This is a genomic window from Actinoplanes sp. CA-030573, assembly GCF_050951115.1.
Taxonomy (GTDB): domain Bacteria; phylum Actinomycetota; class Actinomycetes; order Mycobacteriales; family Micromonosporaceae; genus Actinoplanes.
Genome location: NZ_CP192038.1, coordinates 3814087 through 3831056, shown reverse-complemented (window position 1 = coordinate 3831056; position 16970 = coordinate 3814087). Strand labels below are relative to the sequence as shown.

At 73.3% G+C, this 16970-nt stretch carries 14 protein-coding genes; 8 read left to right on the top strand and 6 right to left on the bottom strand.

Translation table 11 applies throughout. The features are described 5' to 3' along the window. The first annotated feature begins 58 nt into the window (after window positions 1–58). From ACQP2F_RS17780 to ACQP2F_RS17745, 8 genes are read left to right on the top strand one after another with little or no spacing between them, the layout of a single operon-like run. Entirely contained in the window at window positions 59–1240 is a 1182-nt protein-coding gene (locus ACQP2F_RS17780; protein ID WP_433305331.1) for an ABC transporter substrate-binding protein, read from the top strand. Beyond that, window positions 1240–2016, top strand: a complete 777-nt coding sequence (locus tag ACQP2F_RS17775; RefSeq protein ID WP_433305329.1) for an ABC transporter ATP-binding protein — start codon at window positions 1240–1242, stop codon at window positions 2014–2016. Before ACQP2F_RS17780 ends, ACQP2F_RS17775 begins: the two co-directional genes overlap by 1 nt. Next, window positions 2013–2702, top strand: a complete 690-nt coding sequence (locus ACQP2F_RS17770; RefSeq protein ID WP_433305327.1) for an ABC transporter ATP-binding protein — start codon at window positions 2013–2015, stop codon at window positions 2700–2702. The genes ACQP2F_RS17775 and ACQP2F_RS17770 overlap by 4 nt, the downstream gene beginning before the upstream one ends. Continuing rightward, window positions 2699–3559 carry a branched-chain amino acid ABC transporter permease gene (locus ACQP2F_RS17765; protein ID WP_433305326.1) on the top strand — a complete coding sequence of 287 codons (861 nt, stop codon included), beginning with the start codon at window positions 2699–2701 and terminating at the stop codon, window positions 3557–3559. Before ACQP2F_RS17770 ends, ACQP2F_RS17765 begins: the two co-directional genes overlap by 4 nt. Continuing rightward, a complete protein-coding gene (locus ACQP2F_RS17760) occupies window positions 3556–4506 on the top strand; it encodes a branched-chain amino acid ABC transporter permease (RefSeq protein ID WP_433305324.1) in 951 nt (316 codons plus the stop codon). Before ACQP2F_RS17765 ends, ACQP2F_RS17760 begins: the two co-directional genes overlap by 4 nt. Next, the gene (locus ACQP2F_RS17755) at window positions 4503–5414 is read left to right on the top strand and encodes an SDR family NAD(P)-dependent oxidoreductase (RefSeq protein WP_433305322.1); all 912 of its coding nucleotides are present in this window, start codon (window positions 4503–4505) and stop codon (window positions 5412–5414) included. The genes ACQP2F_RS17760 and ACQP2F_RS17755 overlap by 4 nt, the downstream gene beginning before the upstream one ends. Next, entirely contained in the window at window positions 5415–6296 is an 882-nt protein-coding gene (locus ACQP2F_RS17750; RefSeq protein ID WP_433305321.1) for an amidohydrolase family protein, read from the top strand. Beyond that, a complete protein-coding gene (locus ACQP2F_RS17745; RefSeq protein WP_433305319.1) occupies window positions 6293–7789 on the top strand; it encodes an acyl-CoA synthetase in 1497 nt (498 codons plus the stop codon). Before ACQP2F_RS17750 ends, ACQP2F_RS17745 begins: the two co-directional genes overlap by 4 nt. A 4-nt stretch (window positions 7790–7793) precedes the next feature. Here the strand turns inward: ACQP2F_RS17745 and ACQP2F_RS17740 are convergent, their stop codons facing one another. The 6 genes from ACQP2F_RS17740 to ACQP2F_RS17715 are packed head-to-tail and all read right to left on the bottom strand — an operon-like array spanning window position 7794 to window position 16748. Continuing rightward, complete coding sequence (locus ACQP2F_RS17740) at window positions 7794–8483, bottom strand: helix-turn-helix domain-containing protein (protein ID WP_433305317.1); 690 nt, start codon at window positions 8481–8483, stop codon at window positions 7794–7796. Window positions 8484–8487: 4 nt separating this feature from the next. After that, entirely contained in the window at window positions 8488–10167 is a 1680-nt protein-coding gene (locus tag ACQP2F_RS17735) for an allophanate hydrolase (RefSeq protein WP_433305315.1), read from the bottom strand. Window positions 10168–10178: 11 nt separating this feature from the next. Next, the gene (uca, locus tag ACQP2F_RS17730; RefSeq protein WP_433307548.1) at window positions 10179–13733 is read right to left on the bottom strand and encodes an urea carboxylase; all 3555 of its coding nucleotides are present in this window, start codon (window positions 13731–13733) and stop codon (window positions 10179–10181) included. 5 nt (window positions 13734–13738) lie between these two features. Beyond that, window positions 13739–14347 carry an urea amidolyase associated protein UAAP2 gene (locus ACQP2F_RS17725; protein ID WP_433305313.1) on the bottom strand — a complete coding sequence of 203 codons (609 nt, stop codon included), beginning with the start codon at window positions 14345–14347 and terminating at the stop codon, window positions 13739–13741. Beyond that, window positions 14344–15177, bottom strand: a complete 834-nt coding sequence (locus ACQP2F_RS17720; protein WP_433305311.1) for an urea amidolyase associated protein UAAP1 — start codon at window positions 15175–15177, stop codon at window positions 14344–14346. The genes ACQP2F_RS17725 and ACQP2F_RS17720 overlap by 4 nt, the downstream gene beginning before the upstream one ends. Next, window positions 15174–16748, bottom strand: a complete 1575-nt coding sequence (locus ACQP2F_RS17715; protein ID WP_433305309.1) for an APC family permease — start codon at window positions 16746–16748, stop codon at window positions 15174–15176. The genes ACQP2F_RS17720 and ACQP2F_RS17715 overlap by 4 nt, the downstream gene beginning before the upstream one ends. Between the last annotated feature and the right edge of the window lie 222 nt (window positions 16749–16970).

Genomic DNA, 16970 nt, shown 5'->3' with positions numbered 1-16970 from the left:
GCGCCTAACTTCGTGCCTGGCGCCTGTAACGGCAGAACCCCTCACCGGGGAGGTACCCGTGCGCAGATCCATGCCCTTCACCCTCGCCGTCCTGCTCGTCGCCGCCGCGGCCGGCTGCGGCGGCGACGACTCCGGTGGGGACGACCCCATCCGCATCGGCCAGATCGTCTCGCTGACCGGCAACTACTCCCCGCTGGGCAGCGAGAACCAGAAATCGGTCGCGCTCGCGGTCGAGCAGATCAACGGCGCCGGCGGCATCGGCGGCCGGCGGATCGAGCTGACCGTAAGCGACGACAAGAGCCTTCCCGACCAGGCGGTGCTCGCCTTCAACGACCTCAAGGGCGGCTCCGACGCGATCATCGGCTCGCCGTTCTCCAACTCGGCCCTGGCGACCATTCCGCTGGTCGATCGCGAGCAGATCCCGTACGTCTCCCTCACGCCCGCCGACGAGCAGGTCAAGCCGCTCCACCCGTACGTCTTCGTGGTCCCCGCCCTGTCCGGCACCTACGCCGAGGCCACCCTGCAGTACCTCCAGGCCAGCAAGGTCACCCGGCTCGCCGTCGCCTACGACACCAAGAGCAGTTACGCGGTGGCCGGCTTCAAGGGCCTGCAGGCCAAGGCCGGGCAGTACGGCGTGACCCTCGACCCGGTCGAGCAGTTCCAGACCACCGCCACCGAGTTCGGGGCGGTCTTCACCCACGTCCGGTCCTCGGACGCGCAGGCGTTGATGGTGTGGGCCACCGGCGCGCCCGCCGTCGCGCTCACCAAGCAGTACGCGGCGAGCGGCCTGAAGATCCCGCTGATCCTCACCGGCGCCCAGGCCAGCAAGCTGTTCCTGCAGCCGGCCGGCGCGGCGGCCGAGGGCGCCACGGTGTCCAGCTCCATCGGCGTGGTCGGCGACGCCCTGCCGGCCGGCGCGCAGAAGACCGCGATCGAGGAGCTCTCCACCGCCTTCCGCACCAAGTACGGCTATCCGCCGCCGCAGTTCGCCCAGGACGGCTACAGCGGGGTCAAGCTGCTCGCCGCCGCCATCGGCAAGGCCGGCGGAACCGACCGGGCCAAGGTCCGCGACGCCCTCGAAGGTCTCACCCTCACCACGCCGAACGGCACGTACCGCTACTCGGCCACCGACCACAGCGGACTCACCACCGACTACATCTCGATCAACACCGTACGGTCCGGGGCGTTCGTGCCCACCGACTACTCCAAGGCGAAGCTCGCCACCTTGGGTGGCCGCTGATGGTCCCAGGCGCCGCCCTCGCCGTCGCGGCGGCGAGCCGCGCGTTCGGCGGCGTCTACGCCGTCCGGGACGTCGACCTGGCTCTCGCGCCGGGCGAGCTGCGGGGCGTGATCGGGCCGAACGGGGCCGGCAAGTCGACCCTGTTCGCGCTCATCGGCGGGCAGCTGCGGGCCGACGCCGGCACGGTGTCGCTGGACGGCCGCCGGATCGACCGGCTGCCGGCCGACCGCCGTGCCCGGCTCGGCGTCGGCGTGGTGTTCCAGGCGGCCCGGGTCTTCCCCGGGATGACCGCGCTGGAGAACGTGATGGTGGGCGCGCACGGCACGACCGGGGCCGGCTTCCTGGCCGCGGCCCTGCGGCTGCCCGCCCACCGTCGCGAGGAACGGCTCATCCGCGACCGCGCCCTCGAGTGCCTGGCCCGCACCGGGCTGGCCGACTGGGCCGGCCGCCCGGCCGAGGCGCTGCCGCTGGGCCAGCAGCGGGCCCTGCAACTGGCGCGGGCGCTGTGCGGGCAACCCCGGCTGCTGCTGCTCGACGAGCCGGCCTCGGGGCTGCGCGCGGCCGAGCGCGAGCGGCTGGCGGGACTGCTGGCCGAGCTGCGCCGGGCCGGGACGACGATGCTGCTGGTCGAGCACGACGTGGCGTTCGTGATGCGGCTGGCCGACCGGGTCACCGTGCTCGACCTCGGCCGGGTCATCGCCGAGGGCACGCCCGCCGAGGTGCGCGCCGATCCGGTCGTGGTCGACGCGTACCTGGGCGCCGGGAGCCCCGCGTGAACGCCGTGGTCGAGGCGCGCGGGCTGGTCGTGCGCTACGCCGGGGCGACCGCGCTGGACGGGGTCGACCTGACCGTCGGCGAGCATGAGCTGGTCGCGCTGATCGGCGCCAACGGCGCGGGCAAGACCAGCCTCGTACGCGCGCTGTCCGGGCTCGTCCGGCCCGACGCCGGGCAGGTCGCCGTTCGCGGACGGCTGGCCCAGGTGCCGGAAGGCCGGGAAGTCTTCGCCGGCCTCAGCGTCGACGACAATCTGCGCCTCGGCGGCTGGCGCAACGGCCGCGCGGGACGACGCACCGAGCCGGTCTACGAGCTCATGCCGGAACTGGCCGCCGTCCGCCGCCGCCCGGCCGGCACGCTCTCCGGCGGCCAGCAGCAGATGGTGGCGATCGGCCGCGCGCTGATGGCCCGGCCCGACGTGCTGGTCGTCGACGAGCTCAGCCTCGGCCTCGCCCCGAAGGTCGTCGACGTGCTGGTCGGCCACCTGCGGCGGCTGCACGACGAGCGCGGGCTGGCGGTGCTGCTGATCGAGCAGAACGCCCGCCTCGCCCTCGGACTCTGCCAGCGCGGCTACGTGCTCGAGGCCGGCCGGGTCGCGCTGCACGGCGACGCCGACCGGCTCGCCCGGGATCCCCGGGTGGTGGCCGCCTACCTGGGCGGGCACGTCACCGCCGAGGAGCCACGATGAGCGACCTCCTCGGCTACCTGCTCACCGGCCTCGGCATCGGTGCCGGGTTCGCGCTGGTCGGCAGCGGCATGGTGGTCATCTACCGGGTGACCCGGGTGGTCAACCTGGCCCAAGGCGCGTTCGCCGTGATCGCCGCGATGCTCACCTCGACCCTGCTGGCGACCGGGCTGCCGCACGGGCTCGCCGAGGTGACCGCGGTGCTCGCCGCGGCCGGCGCCGGCCTGCTGACCGGCGTGGTGGCGATCGGCCGGCCGGGCACCGACCCGGGCGCCGCGCTGATCATCACGCTCGGGCTCGGCGTTCTCGCGTACGCGGTGGAGGTCACCGTCTGGGGTGACCAGCCGCGCTCGTTCGCCGGCCTGTCCGGCGCGGCCACCGTGGGCGGCGCGCGGATCCAGGCGCACTACCTGCTCGTCGTCGCGGTCACCCTGCCGGTCTTCGCCGCGCTGACCGCGTTCTTCCGCCGCACCGACCTCGGCAAGGCGCTGACCGCGTGCGCGCAGAACCCGTACGCGGCCCGGGTGGTCGGCATCGACGTGCGCCGGATGGGCCTGCTCGCGTTCGCGCTCGGCGGCGCCCTCGGAGGCCTCGCCGGCGTGCTGCTCACCCCGGTGCAGCAGGTCACCTTCGACAGCGACGTGACGCTGATCGTCAACGGCTTCGCCGCCGCGGTGCTCGGCGGGCTGACCCGCCCGGCGGTCGCCCTGGCCGGCGGGCTGCTGCTCGGCGTCGCGCAGACCCTGATCGCGGGCTACGGCGGCGGCGCCTATCAGCTCGAGATCGCCCTGCTCCTGATGCTCGCGGTGATGGTGACGCAGGCCGTCCGCGCCGGGTCGGTGCCGGAGACGGCGCGATGAGAGCCTGGCCGATTCTCGCCGTCGCCGCGGTCACGCTGGCGCTGCCGCCGCTGCTGCCGGAGCGGCAACTGTCGGTGTTCATCCTGCTCATGCTGGCGGCCACGGTCACCGCCGGGGTGTCGCTGCTGATGGGTTACGCCGGGCAGGTCTCGCTGGGCCAGGGAGCGTTCTACGCGATCGGGGCGTACGCCGCCGGGCTGTCCGCCGTGCACGGCGTGCCCACCCTGCTCGGCCTGGCCGCCGCGCCGATCGTGGCCGCGCTCGTCGCCGCCGTGCTGGGCGCGCCGCTGCTGCGGCTGCGCGGGCACCACCTGGCGTTCGCCACCCTGGCCGTGCAGCTGATCCTGCTGTCGCTGCTCGGGCAGGGCAGCTGGGCCGGCGGCGCGATCGGCCTGCAGGGCATCCCGCCGCTGTCGGTCGCCGGCACCCCGCTGCGCGACGACCTCGGCTACGCCTACCTCGCCTGGGCCGTGCTCGCCGTGGTGCTGCTGATCAGCCGCAACGTCGTCGACTCGCGGGCCGGGCGGGGCCTTCGCGCGGCGGCCGGCAGCGAGATCGCGGCCGCGGCCGGCGGCGTACCGGTGGGCGGCTACCGCGTGGTCGTGTTCGCGCTCTCGGCCGCCTTCGCCGGCCTGGCCGGCGGCATCTACGCGTTCTACCTCGGTTACCTCGCGCCCGGCTCGTTCCCGCTGCTGCTGTCCATCGAGTTCGTGGTGATGGCGGTGGTCGGCGGCCTCGGCACGATCGCCGGGCCGGTGGTCGGCGCCACCGTCATCACTCTGCTGGTGCAGGCGCTCAACGAGCTCGGCACCGGTCGCGGCATGCCCAGCTACGCGCCGGTCGTCCTGTCCTACGCGGTCTACGCGATCCTGCTCGTCGTCGTGGTCCGCTACCTGCCCCGCGGGATCGTGCCCGCGGTGGCCCTCGCACGGAAAGGCCGGTCATGAGACTCGACGGCAAAGTGGCGATCGTGACCGGCAGCGGCCGCGGGCTCGGCCTCGCGTACGCCCGGGCGCTCGCCGCGGCGGGCGCCGCGGTGGTCGTGAACGACCTGGACCCCGGCGCGGTGGACGCCGCGGTGGCGCAGATCGCGGAGGCGGGCGGCCGGGCCACGGGGGTGGCCGCCCCCGTCGGCGACAGCGCCACGGCCGAGGCGCTCGCCGACGCCGCCACCGACCGGTTCGGGCGGCTCGACGTGCTGGTCACCAACGCCGGCGTGCTGCGCGACCGGGTGCTGTGGAAGATGACCGACGACGACTTCGACACCGTCGTCCGGGTGCACCTGCGCGGCACGTTCACCTGCGCCCGCGCGGCCGCCGTCCGCATGCGGGCGCAGGGCGACGGCGGCCGGCTCATCCTGATCTCCTCACCGGCGGGCCAGCGCGGCAACTTCGGCCAGACCAACTACGCCGCCGCCAAGGCCGGCATCGCGGCCATGGCCCGCACCTGGGCGCTCGAGCTGGCCCGCAGCGGCATCACGGTGAACGCGGTGGTGCCGGTCGCCGCCACCGAGATGACCAGGACGATCCCGGCCTTCGCGCCCGCCATCGCCGAGGCCGAGCGCACCGGCGCGCCGCTGCCCCGCTGGCTGCGCCACGACGAAGGGCTCGGCACCGCCGACGACGCCGCCGGCCTGATCGTCTTCCTCGCCTCCGACGCCGCGCGCGACATCATCGGACAGGCGATCGGCGTCGGCGGGGACCGGCTCGCGCTCTGGGCGCATCCGTCCGAGAAGTCGGTGGCGTTCGCCGACGGCGGGTGGAGCGCCGACGCGATCGCCGAGGCGTGGCACGACGGATTCGGCGCCGAGCCGGAGACGTACGGGATCCCGGCGCCCTCGGGTCCGGAGGCGTAGGTGGACGTCGGGGGTTTGACCGCGATCGACGTGCACACGCACGCCGAGGTCGGCCGGGACGGGCGGCTCTCGCTCGACCCGGAGCTGATGGGCGCGTCCGCGGCCTACTTCGGGGCGCAGGACCACCGGCAGCCGACCATCGACGAGACCGCGCGGTACTACCGGGACCGCCGGATGGCGGCGGTCGTCTTCACCGTCGACGCCGAGCACGCCACCGGGCATCCGCGGATCGCCAACGAAGAGGTGGCCGAGGGCTGCGCGGCCCACCCGGACGTGCTCATCCCGTTCGCCAGCATCGATCCGCACAAGGGGCGGGCGGGGGTGCGCGAGGCGCGCCGGCTGGTCACCGCCCACGGCGTACGCGGCTTCAAGTTCCATCCGAGCCTGCAAGGGTTCGCGCCGGACGACCGGATGGCGTACCCGCTGTACGAGGCGATCGAGGAGCTGGGCGTGCCCGCGCTGTTCCACACCGGACAGACCGGCATCGGGGCCGGGGTCCGCGGCGGCGGCGGCATCCGGCTCCGGTACTCCCACCCGATGCTGGTCGACGACGTCGCCACCGACTTCCCCGACCTGCGCATCATCCTGGCCCACCCGTCCTTCCCCTGGCAGGACGAGGCGCTGGCGGTGGCCACCCACAAACCCCTGGTCCACATCGACCTGTCCGGCTGGTCGCCCAAGTACTTCCCGCCGCAGCTGGTGCGCTACGCCAACTCGCTGCTGCAGGACAAGGTGCTGTTCGGCTCCGACTACCCGGTCCTCACGCCCGACCGCTGGCTCGCCGATTTCGCCGCGCTCGACATCAAGCCGGCCGTCCGGCCCAAGATCCTCAAGGAGAACGCCGCCCGGCTGCTCGGCCTTACCGGACAGGACCGGTCGTGATCCCGCGGCACAACGCCGGCCTCGGCTCGTGGCCGGCCCGGCGCGCGGCGATGTCCCCCGACCGGACCGCCCTGATCTTCTCCGACCGTGCCGTCACGTACGCCCGGTTGGACGACCGGATCACCCGGCTCGCCGCCCGGCTGCGATCCGCCGGCGTGGGTCCCGGTGACCGGGTCGCCTACCTCGGTCCGAACCATCCGGCGTTCGTCGAGACGATGTTCGCCACGCACCTGCTCGGCGGGATCTTCGTGCCGCTGAACTTCCGGCTGGCCGCGCCCGAGATCGACTACATGCTCGAGCACAGCGGTGCGGTGGCGCTCGTGCACGCCCCCGGCAGCGCCTTCTCCGTGCGCCCCGGCACGATCGTCGAGGTCGGGGACGCGTACGAGAAATGGCTCGGCAGCGTCTCCTCGCCGCCGATCGACGTGGCCGTCGGGATGGACGACCCCGCCCTGATCCTCTACACCTCCGGCACCACCGGCCGTCCGAAGGGCGCCGTGCTCACCCACGCGAACGTCTTCTGGAACTGCTTCAACCTGCTGGCCGGGGTGGACGTGGCGAGCGACGAGCGGCCGCTGATCGGGGCGCCGCTGTTCCACGTGGCCGCGCTCAACCAGTGCCTGCTGCCGACGTTCCTGAAGGGCGGGTGCAGCGTGCTCATGCCGTCCTGGGACGTCGACGAGGCGCTCACGCTGATCGCCCGGCACCGGATCACCTGGATGTTCGGCGTGGCGGCGATGTTCGCGGGCCTGGCGCAGTCGCCGCGGTGGCCGGACGCCGACCTGTCGTCGCTGCGCAGCGTGATGTCCGGCGGCGCCGCCGTGCCCGAGTCGCTGATCCTCGCCTATCAGGCTCGCGGCCTCACCTTCTGCCAGGGGTACGGGATGACCGAGACCGCCCCCGGCGCCACCTTCCTGGAAGCACGGGAGAGCCGCGCCCACGTCGGCTCGGCCGGGCTGCCGGTCTTCTTCGCCGGCGTGCGCTGCGTGCGGCCCGATCTGAGCGACGCGCCGCCGGGTGAGCCGGGCGAGGTGCTGATCCGCGGGCCGAACGTGACGCCCGGCTACTGGAACGACGCCGGCGCCACCGCGGCGGCCTTCACGGCCGACGGCTGGTTCCGCTCCGGCGACCTGGCCCGGGTCGACGAGGAGGGCCACCTCTACGTCGTCGACCGCCTCAAGGACATGTACATCTCCGGCGGCGAGAACGTCTACCCGGCCGAGGTCGAGTCGGTGATCTTCGAGCACCCGGGGGTGGCCGAGGTCGCGGTCGTCGGCGTCCCCGACCCGGCCTGGGGTGAGGTCGGCCGGGCGTTCATCGTCCCGGCACCGGGCGCCGCCGTGGACGGTGCGTCGATCCGCGCCTTCCTGGCGCCTCGGCTGGCGAAGTACAAGATCCCGGTCTACGTGGACGTGGTGGCGTCACTGCCGCGGACCGGATCGGGGAAGGTGCGCAAGGCCGAGCTCCGGCGTCGCGCCGAGGGCGCCTCGTGACGAATCAATCCATTCCGGCGTGGGCGAGCAGTTCGGCGGCCTCGGCGCGGGCCTGCTCGACCGTGGACTCCGGGCAGCCGCACAACCGCAGGCAGGACGCGGCGATCGCCTCCGCGTCGGTGCGGCCCGGCTCGCGGGCGCGCCGGATCGGGATCACCACCTCGGTGACCTGCAGGAGCAGCTCACCCAGTCGTTGCTCGTCGGCGCCGGCCAGCACTTCCGGGGCGGCTGCGCGGGCGCCCAGGCGACCGTACGCCTCCTGCAGTTCCCGGCGTTCGGCACGGAAGGCGTCGTATCGCTCGTGCTGTATCTCCGGGAGAAGGTAGAGCGTGCCGATGTTGTGCGGCGTGCGGGTGAGGGTCTCCACGTCGATCAGCGCCAGTAGGTAGAGGGCCGTGGCGGCGCCGGCGCGGGCCGGGACGAGGGCCTCGATGCGCCGCACCGCGTCCAGGCTGGGCCGGACCGAGGTGGTCAGCAGCTCGATGAGCAGTTCGTCCTTGTTGGCGAAGTGGTAGTAGAGCGACGCCTGCCGGATGCCGACCCGCTCGGCGATCAGGCGGGTGGTGGTCGCGGCGAAGCCACGCTCGGCGAACAGCGCGGCCGCGGCGTCGAGGATCTGTTCGCGGGGAGTGGCGTCGGCCGCGCCCGATCCGGGAGCGTGCCGAGGCCGTCCCGGTCGGGCCTGCCGCGTCATGCCCTCAGCCTTTCACGCCCCCTCCGGGGAACGCACCGAGGCCGGCGGGCTCGTTGAGGTAGGTCCGCCACCCGCCGAGGTGGCTGATGTCGGGCGCGTTCTCCACCGCCACCGGCTCGACCAGGAAGCCGCTCACCGACGTGCCGTCGGCCAGCGTCACCCGCCCGATGGCCATCGGGGCCGGGATCGCGCCGACGAAGGCTCCGAACCCGTCCGCCGGAAGCCGCCACAGCTCCCCCTCGATGCTGCGCCCGCCCGCGCGGACCCGGACCAGGCCGGGCTTCGGCGGATCGGTGTCGAGCACGTGCAGCGCGTAGCTCGGCGCGGTCGTGGTCGCCGCCACCAGGGTGGCGCCGGCCGCGGTCAGCTGGACGTTCAGCGGTTGGCCGGTGAGGTGGGCGCCGACCACGAACAGGTCGAGGTGCGGATTGGCGAATCGGCGGGCCAGTTCGGCCAGCGCGCGGTCGGTGAACGCCGCCCCGGTCACCATGACGCCGAACGGCAACCCGTCGACGAACCCGGCCGGCACCGCCAGCGAGGCGTAGTCGAGCAGGTTGGCGAAGTTGGTGAAGCGGCCCATCCGGGCGTTGGCGCCGACCGGGTCGGCGGCCACCTCGGCCAGCGTGGGGTGCCACGTGGTGGTGGGGGTCAGCAGCGCGTCACAGCCGTTCAGGGCGGCCCGGCCGGCGGCGCCGAGCTCGGCGAGCCGGGCCATGTCGGCGGCCCAGTCGGCGGCGGTCTTGTCCTTGCCGGCGAGGACGATGGCGGCGACCGTCGGGTCGAGGTCGGAGCCGATGAGGTCGGCGTGCTTCTCCAGGTGGGCCCCGACCGCGGCGTACCGCTCGGCCACGAACGCCCCGCCGTACAGCAAGGAGGCCGCCTCCAACAAGGGCGCGATGTCGACTTCGACGATCTCGGCCCCGGACGCGGCGAACCGGCGTACGGCCGCCGCGAACGCCTCCCGCCAGCCGGTGGCGAGTCCGTGAAGGTGTCCGGCGGCCGGGACGGCGAGCCGGGGCCGGTACGGGGCCGCGATCGCCGGCCCGCCCTCCCGGCCGAGGGGATCGGCCGGATCGGTGCCTTCCATGAGCTCAGCGACCGTACGCCCGAGGGACAGCTCGCGGGCGAACACGGTCACGCAGTCCAGCGAGTAGCAGGCCGGCACCACCCCCGTGACCGGGACCAGGCCGCGGGTCGGCTTCACCCCGACGATCCCGTTCAGGGCCGCCGGCACCCGCCCCGATCCGGCCGTGTCGGTGCCCAGTGCGAAGTCGACGAGGCCGAGCGCGACCGCCACCGCCGATCCCGACGACGAACCGCCGGACACCCGTGCCGGGTCCCAGGCGTTACGCACCGCGCCGTACGGGCTGCGGGTGCCGACCAGGCCGGTGGCGAACTGGTCGAGGTTGGTCTTGCCGATCACCACCGCACCGGCCGCGCGCAGCCGGGCCACCGCGGTCGCGTCGGCGGCCGGCCGGTAGGCGTACGAGGGGGCGCCGGCCGTCGTCGGCAGGCCGGACACGTCGATGTTGTCCTTGACCGCGAACACCAGACCGGCCAGTGGCCGGGACGGGTCGACGGTGGAAGCCTCGGCGAGGGCCTCGGCCCGGTCGCGCAGCGAGATCCAGATCTCGGGGCGGTCGACGGCCGCGATCCGGTCGAAGGCGGCGGTGACCCGAGCCACCGGGTCGACGGTCACGGCTGGACCGCCGCGAGGATCTGACCGGGTGCGACCTGCTCGCCGGCCTTGACGTACAGCTCGAGCAGGGTGCCCGGCACCGGTGTGGTCACCTTCGCCTCCATCTTCATCGCCTCCAGGGACAGCACGGGATCGTCGGCGCCCAGCCGGTCACCGGGCGCGGCGGACAACTGCCAGACCGTCGCCGTGAACGGCGCGGTCACGGCCGTGGCCCCGGCCGGCACCGCCACCGACTCGGCCGGCGGGGGCGGCTCGGCCTCCCGCCGGTCGAACTCGCCGGCCGCACGCCAGCGCTCCCGCTCGGCTTCGAACGCCGCCGACTGCCGGGCGCGGAACGAAGCGATCGATTCCGCGTTGGCGGCCAGGAACGCGTCGTAGTCGGCGAGCGAGAACGAACCGTCGGTGGTGTCGAGGGCGAGCCGGCCCGCGTCGCTGTCGGCCCGCAGGTCGAGCAGCTCGTCGGCGGTGACCGGGTACCACTCGATCCGGTCGAAGAAACGCAGCGCCCACGGTTGGTCGCGGTAACGGAACCGATTCCAGATCTGCACCGTACGGCCGACGAACTGGTAGCCACCGGGGCCTTCCATGCCGTAGATGCACAGGTACGCGCCGCCGAGGCCGACCGAGTTCTCCGCCGTCCACGTACGGGCCGGGTTGTACTTGGTGGTGACCAGCCGGTGCCGCGGGTCCAGCGGGGTGGCGACCGGCGCGCCCAGGTAGACATCGCCGAGGCCGAGCACGAGATAGCTGGCGTCGAACACCGTGCGGTAGACGTCGTCGGCAGTGTCCAGGCCGTTGATCCGGCGGATGAACTCGATGTTCCACGGGCACCACGGCGCGTCGTCGCGGACCCCGGCCATGTACCGCTCGATGGCCAGCCGGGTGGCCGGGTCGTCCCAGCTCAGCGGCAGGCGGACGGTGCGGGAGGGCACGACCAGCTCCCGGGTCGGCGGCACTTCCGCCTCGAGTTCGCGCAGCAGGGCGGCGACGTCGCGGGCCTTCAGCACGCTCGCGTCGGTGTGGACCTGCAGGGACCGGATGCCCGGCGTGACGTCGAGGATGCCCGCCGGCCGGTGCCGGGCGAGCGTCTCCTGCAAGGCGTGCACCCGCATGCGCAGCGCCAGATCGAGCTCCATCGGCCCGTACTCGACCAGTACGTTGTCGTCGCCGTCGCGCCGGTAGGTGACCGCCGGGCGGTCCGCGCCCGCCTCGAGGCGGCCCAGGATGCCGTCGTCGCCGTCGCCGCCCCGGGAGGCGACCGTGGGGGCGCCGCGCCGGTCGTCCAAGCCGGCCGCGTCGGCCTCCCGCACCGGCACGAAGCGGATGGTGTCGCCGGGCCGGAGCTGGCCGAGTTTCCACAACTCGCCGCTGGCGACCACCGCCGGGCAGACGAAGCCGCCCAGGGACGGCCCGTCCGGTCCGAGAATGATCGGGGTGTCGCCGGTGAAGTCCAGGGCCCCGACGGCGTACGGGGTGTCGTGGATGTTGGAGGGGTGCAGCCCGGCCTCGCCTCCGTCGGGCCGCGCCCAGACCGGCTTCGGGCCGATCAGCCGGACGCCGGTTCGCGCCGAGTTGTGGTGCACCTGGTAGTCGGTGGCGTAGAGGGTGTCGATGTCGGTCCGGGTGAAGAACTCCGGCGCGGCGTGCGGCCCTTCGGTGACGCCGATCTGCCAGCGGCCGGTCAGGTGGGGCCGCCGGTCGGCGGGAGTGGGTCGCGGCGGTGCCGCCGAATCGCCGGGCGTGCCCGGACGCAGGACGTCCCCGGCGAGCAGGGCCCGGCCGCCGTGGCCCCCGAACCCGCCGAGCGTGAAGGTGGCCGCACTGCCCAGATAGGACGGTACGTCGAGGCCGCCGCGCACGGCGACGTACGAGCGCAGCCCGGGCCCGGCCGCGGCGCCGAGGGTGAGCACTCCCCCGGCCGGCACCGCGATCGGTGTCCAGAGCTCCACCGGCTCGCCGTCGAGGGTGAGCGACACCGCGGCGCCCGTCACCGCGACCACCGACGCGGTCGAGAACCGGGCCGACAGGCCGCCCGCGGTGACCTCCAGCGCCGGCCGGCCCGCCGGGTTGCCCACCGCGAGGTTCGCCTCGGCGAACGAGACGGCGTCGAACGGCCCGCTCGGTGGTACCCCCACGTGCCAGTATCCGAGCCGGCCGGGCAGCTCCTGGACCGTGGTCATCGGTCCCGGGGCGAGCACGTCGATCCGGGGCCGGGGGTCGGTGGTGGACCGCAGCGTCGTGGTGGAGTGGACGGCGGCGCGCAGGTCGGCGTCGTCGGTGAGCGAGCGCAGCAGGCCGAGATTGGTGACGATGCCGTCGATGCGGGTCTCGTCCAGGGCCGCGCCGAGCCGGTCGAGGGCGTCGTCCCGGGTCGCGCCGGTGGCGATGACCTTGGCGAGCATCGGGTCGTAGTAGGGCGAGATCTCCATGCCGGTCTCGGCGTACCCGTCGACCCGTACGCCGGTCATGGCCGCCGGAAAGGCGGCCCGGGTGACCAGGCCGGAGGAGGGAAGGGAATCCTTGGCCGGGTCCTCGGCGTAGACCCGTGCCTCGACCGCGAAGCCGGCCGGCCGCCAGTCCCGCTCGAACACCGCGGGGTCGACCGAGCCGGTGCCGGCCAGGTGCAGCTGCAGCGCCACCAGGTCGACCCCGAAGACCTCCTCGGTGACCGGGTGCTCGACCTGCAGCCGGGTGTTGACCTCGAGGAAGGCGGCCTCCTCGCGAACCGGGTCGTAGACGAACTCGACCGTGCCCGCACCGCGATAGTCCACGGTGGCCAGAAGCGCGCGGGCGCTGTCGTGCAGCCGTTTCCGGACCGGCCCGGGCAGGTTCGGCGCGGGCGCCTCCTCGAGCACCTTCTGGTTACGCCGTTGCAGCGAGCAGTCCCGGTCGCCGAGCACCGCGATCCGTCCCGCGCCGTCGCCGAAGACCTGCACCTCGACGTGGCGGGCGGGCCGGACCAGCCGTTCGAGGAAGACCCCGGCCGAGTCGAAGTTGGCGCGGGCGAGGGCCTCGACCCGTTCGAAGGCAGCGCGCACCTCGTCCGCCGAGGCGCAGGCCTGCATGCCGATGCCACCCCCACCGCCGGTCGCCTTCAGCATCACCGGCAGGCCGATCGCCTCGGCCGCGGCGACCGCCTCGTCGGCCGAGCCGAGCAGTCCGGTGCCGGCGAGCAGGGGTACGCCGGCCCGCTCGGCCAGCGCCCGGGCGGTGTGCTTGGCCCCGAACGCGACGATCTGCTCGGGTGTCGGACCGGCGAACCGCAGCCCCGCCGCCTCCACCTCGCGCGCGAACTCGGCGCTCTCGGAGAGGAACCCGTAGCCGGGGTGGATGATCTGAGCGCCACTGTCGCGCGCCGCGGCGAGGATCAGATCCCGGCGCAGGTACGAGTCGCGCGCCGGCGCCGGGCCGAGCCGGACCGCCGTGTCGGCCTCGCGCACGTGCGGAGCGGCCCGGTCGGCGTCCGAGAACACCGCGACCGTCCGCAGGCCGAGGGTGCGCGCGGTCCGGATGATCCGGCGGGCGATCTCGCCCCGGTTCGCGATCAGCACGGCGGTCAAGATTCCACCACCATCCGCAGCGGCGTCGGGTTGAAGTCGTTGCACGGGTTGTTCATCTGCGGGCAGTTGGAGACGACGACGAGCACGTCCATCTCGGCCCGGAGCGCCACCCGCTTGCCCGGCCCGGACATGCCGTCCACGATCCCGAGCGCGCCGTCCGGCTCGACCGGGACGTTCATGAACCAGTTCAGGTTGGACACGAGGTCGCGGGCGCCGAGGCCGTGTTTCGCCCCTTCGCTGAGGAAGTTCTCCCGGCAGCCGTGGTGGAACATCACGTGGTGGCCGTAGCGCAGGGTGTTGGATTCCTTGCCGCAGGCGCCGCCGATGGTGTCCTGCCGGTCGAGGTCGTTGGCGACGACCGTCATCAGCGGGCGGCCCTCGTTGCTGCGCAGGACGGTGCCGGTACGGACGTACGCGTTACCCTGCCAGGCCAGCGTGTCGGGCACGCTGTACCGCTCGTCCGGTTCGTGCGCGTTGTAGATCAGGCAGTCGGCCGACTGGTTGCCGCCCACGTCGACGATCGTGAGGACCTGCCCGGCGGCGATGACGGCCGACCAGGACGCCCTCGGTTCCACGATTTCGTCGGTCACGATTTCGTCGGTCATAGCCCCCGGGCCTCCGCGTAGTCGACGGTGTTCAGGTGGGCGCGGTGCAACTCCGGACCGGCGTCCGACCGCAGGGTGGGCGCGCCCCGCCAGGCGTGCACCCGCAGCGGCCCGACCGTGTACTCCGGTCGCGGGTCGAGCGGGTGGGCGACGTTGGCCAGCAGCACCAGCAGCGGCAGCTCGGCCACCAGGGTCACGTGCGTGCCGGGACCGGCCGAGCCGAGCCAGTCCAGCGTGCCGTCCGCGGTGACCCGGACGCCCTGGAAGAAGCTGATGCTGGGAGGCAGGTCGCGCCGGGTCAGGCCGTGCTTGGCGGCCGCCTTGAGGAAGAGGCTGCGCCCGGCCGGGGACGGTCCCTCCGGGCGGCCGTCGCCGTACTTGTTCCGGTTCCAGGTCTCGGTGGTGGTGCCGCAGAACGCGTCGTGGTGTCCCGAGGAGTCCTCGACCAGGCCGGCCAGCACGCGCCCGTCGCCCGAGAGCAGCGGCGTGCCCGCCCCGAGGTAGGCCTGCCAACCGATCTTCAGCGTGTCGGCGACGTTCAGCCGCTCGACCGGCTCGAGCGCGTTGTAGACGAGCAGATGGGCGCACGCCTGGCCGGTCGGGTCGTCCAGGCGCAGCCGGGAGCCCCGGGCCAGCACCTTGTGCGTGTATCCGCCCGGCGCCACGGTCTCGGCCCAGGTGAGCCCCGCCGGGTCGACGCCCTTCGGTACGAACGGACTGGTCGACGCCGGGAGATACGGCATCCACTCGCTGGTCAGTCCGGTCTGGGCGCGGGCGTCGTCGCGGGCGTTACGGACGCTGTCGGTGCGGTGCTCCGCGCGTACGCTCATGCCGCGGCCTCGGCCGGAGTGTGCGTGTGCGGCACGTGGACGAGTTCGATCCGCCGGTGCAGCCGCTTGTAGCCGAAGTAGGCGGCGCCGACCGCCACGACGGCCGCGACCAGCAGCAGGGCGCTGTACTGCAGTGCCCAGTTGCCGTCCGGCGAGAGGTCGTAGATCTCGGTCCGCGGCCACATCAGATTGACCACCATGATCACTTGGTAGATCACCGCGACGACGTTGACCGCGAGCCCGAACCGTCCCATCGAGAACAGCGGCCGGCCGTCCTCGTCGACCCCGGCCGGGAACCGGTCGGTCCGGCGGTGCCGGAGGCGCACCACCAGCAGCGGCAGGGTGACCCCGAGATAGCCGATGTAGAGCATCGCGATGCAGATGCTGGAGAGGGCGGTGAAGATGGTCGTGGAGTTGATGTTCACCAACAGCGCGATCACGGCCCCGGCGCCGACCACGATCGAGGTGAGGATCGGGGTCCCGGTGCGCGGCGAGACCCGGGCCAGCGCCTTCGCGAACGGGAACGCGCCCTCACGCGACATCGAGTACATCATTCGCGCGCCGGAGGTCTGGCAGGCCAGGGTGCAGGCGAAGACCGCGACGGCGACGCAGCACAGCAGGAGCCGGCCGAGGACGCCGCCGAGCCGCTCGGTCAGCACCCAGGACAGGCCGAGCGAGGAGAGGTTGCCGTCGGTCAGGCTCGGGGCGGCCATCAGCGCGGCCAGAATCAGCAGGCCGCCGCCCAGGCCGGAGGTGGTCAGCGCGCGGATGATCGTCTTCGGTGTGGTCTTGCGGGGCGCGTGGGTCTCCTCGGCCAGCTCACCGGCCGAGTCGAAGCCGACCATGACGTACGCGGCCATCAGTGCCGACGCCAGCCAGGCGAAGAAGTAGGGGCCGCTGCCGGTCCAGCCGGTGTGGTGCAGAACCACCGCCGGGCCCCGCTCGGACAGCGCGAACAGCACGGCGATGAGCACGACCACGCCGACGATCTCGACCGCGACGCCGACGCTGGTCGCCGCCGCCATCTGCCGGATGCCCAGCACGTTCACCAGCGTCGTGACGGCCAGCAGGAGGACGCCGAGGATGATCGCGTTCTGAGCGCCGGTCGCGGAGAGGATCGACGAGTCGGCGGACGAGCCGCCGACCATCTGGAAGCCCGACCAGATCGCGGGCAGAACGGCCTGCATGGCGATCGCCGCGACGGCGACGGTCAGGATCTGACCGATCACCATGATCCAGCCGGTGAAGAAGCCCCAGCTCACTCCCGCCAGGCGGCTCGACCACTGGAAGATCGCCCCGGACACGGGCCACCGTCCGGCCAGTTCCGAGAAGCACAGCGCGACGCACAGCTGGCCGGCGAAGACCACCGGCCAGGACCAGAAGAACGACGCACCACCGAGCAGGAAGCCCAGCCCGAACAGCTGGAACACCGTGGTCAGGATCGAGACGAAGGAGAATCCGGCGGCGAAGGACGCGAACGTCCCGACGCCCCGGTGCAGTTCCTGTTTGTAGCCGATGGGACCGGGCTCGACGCCCGCGCCGCGGACGGCCGGGGACTCGGTTGCGCTCATGACTCCACCTCCGGCGGGTCTTATCTGTCGCCTGACAGGTAATGGACCCGAGGGTGGAGCCCGGCTGTTCCGGAGGTGGTTCCGCAAGGTTAATTCGCGATGACCGGCCCCGGTGGGCCCGCCGATTCAGCCGGTCCCGAGGGCTCAGCCCCGCGAAATCGCTGCCGATCGTTCACGCCGAAGGTCGGTTGCGGTGAGGAAGGCCGGAGATGATGACAGTGC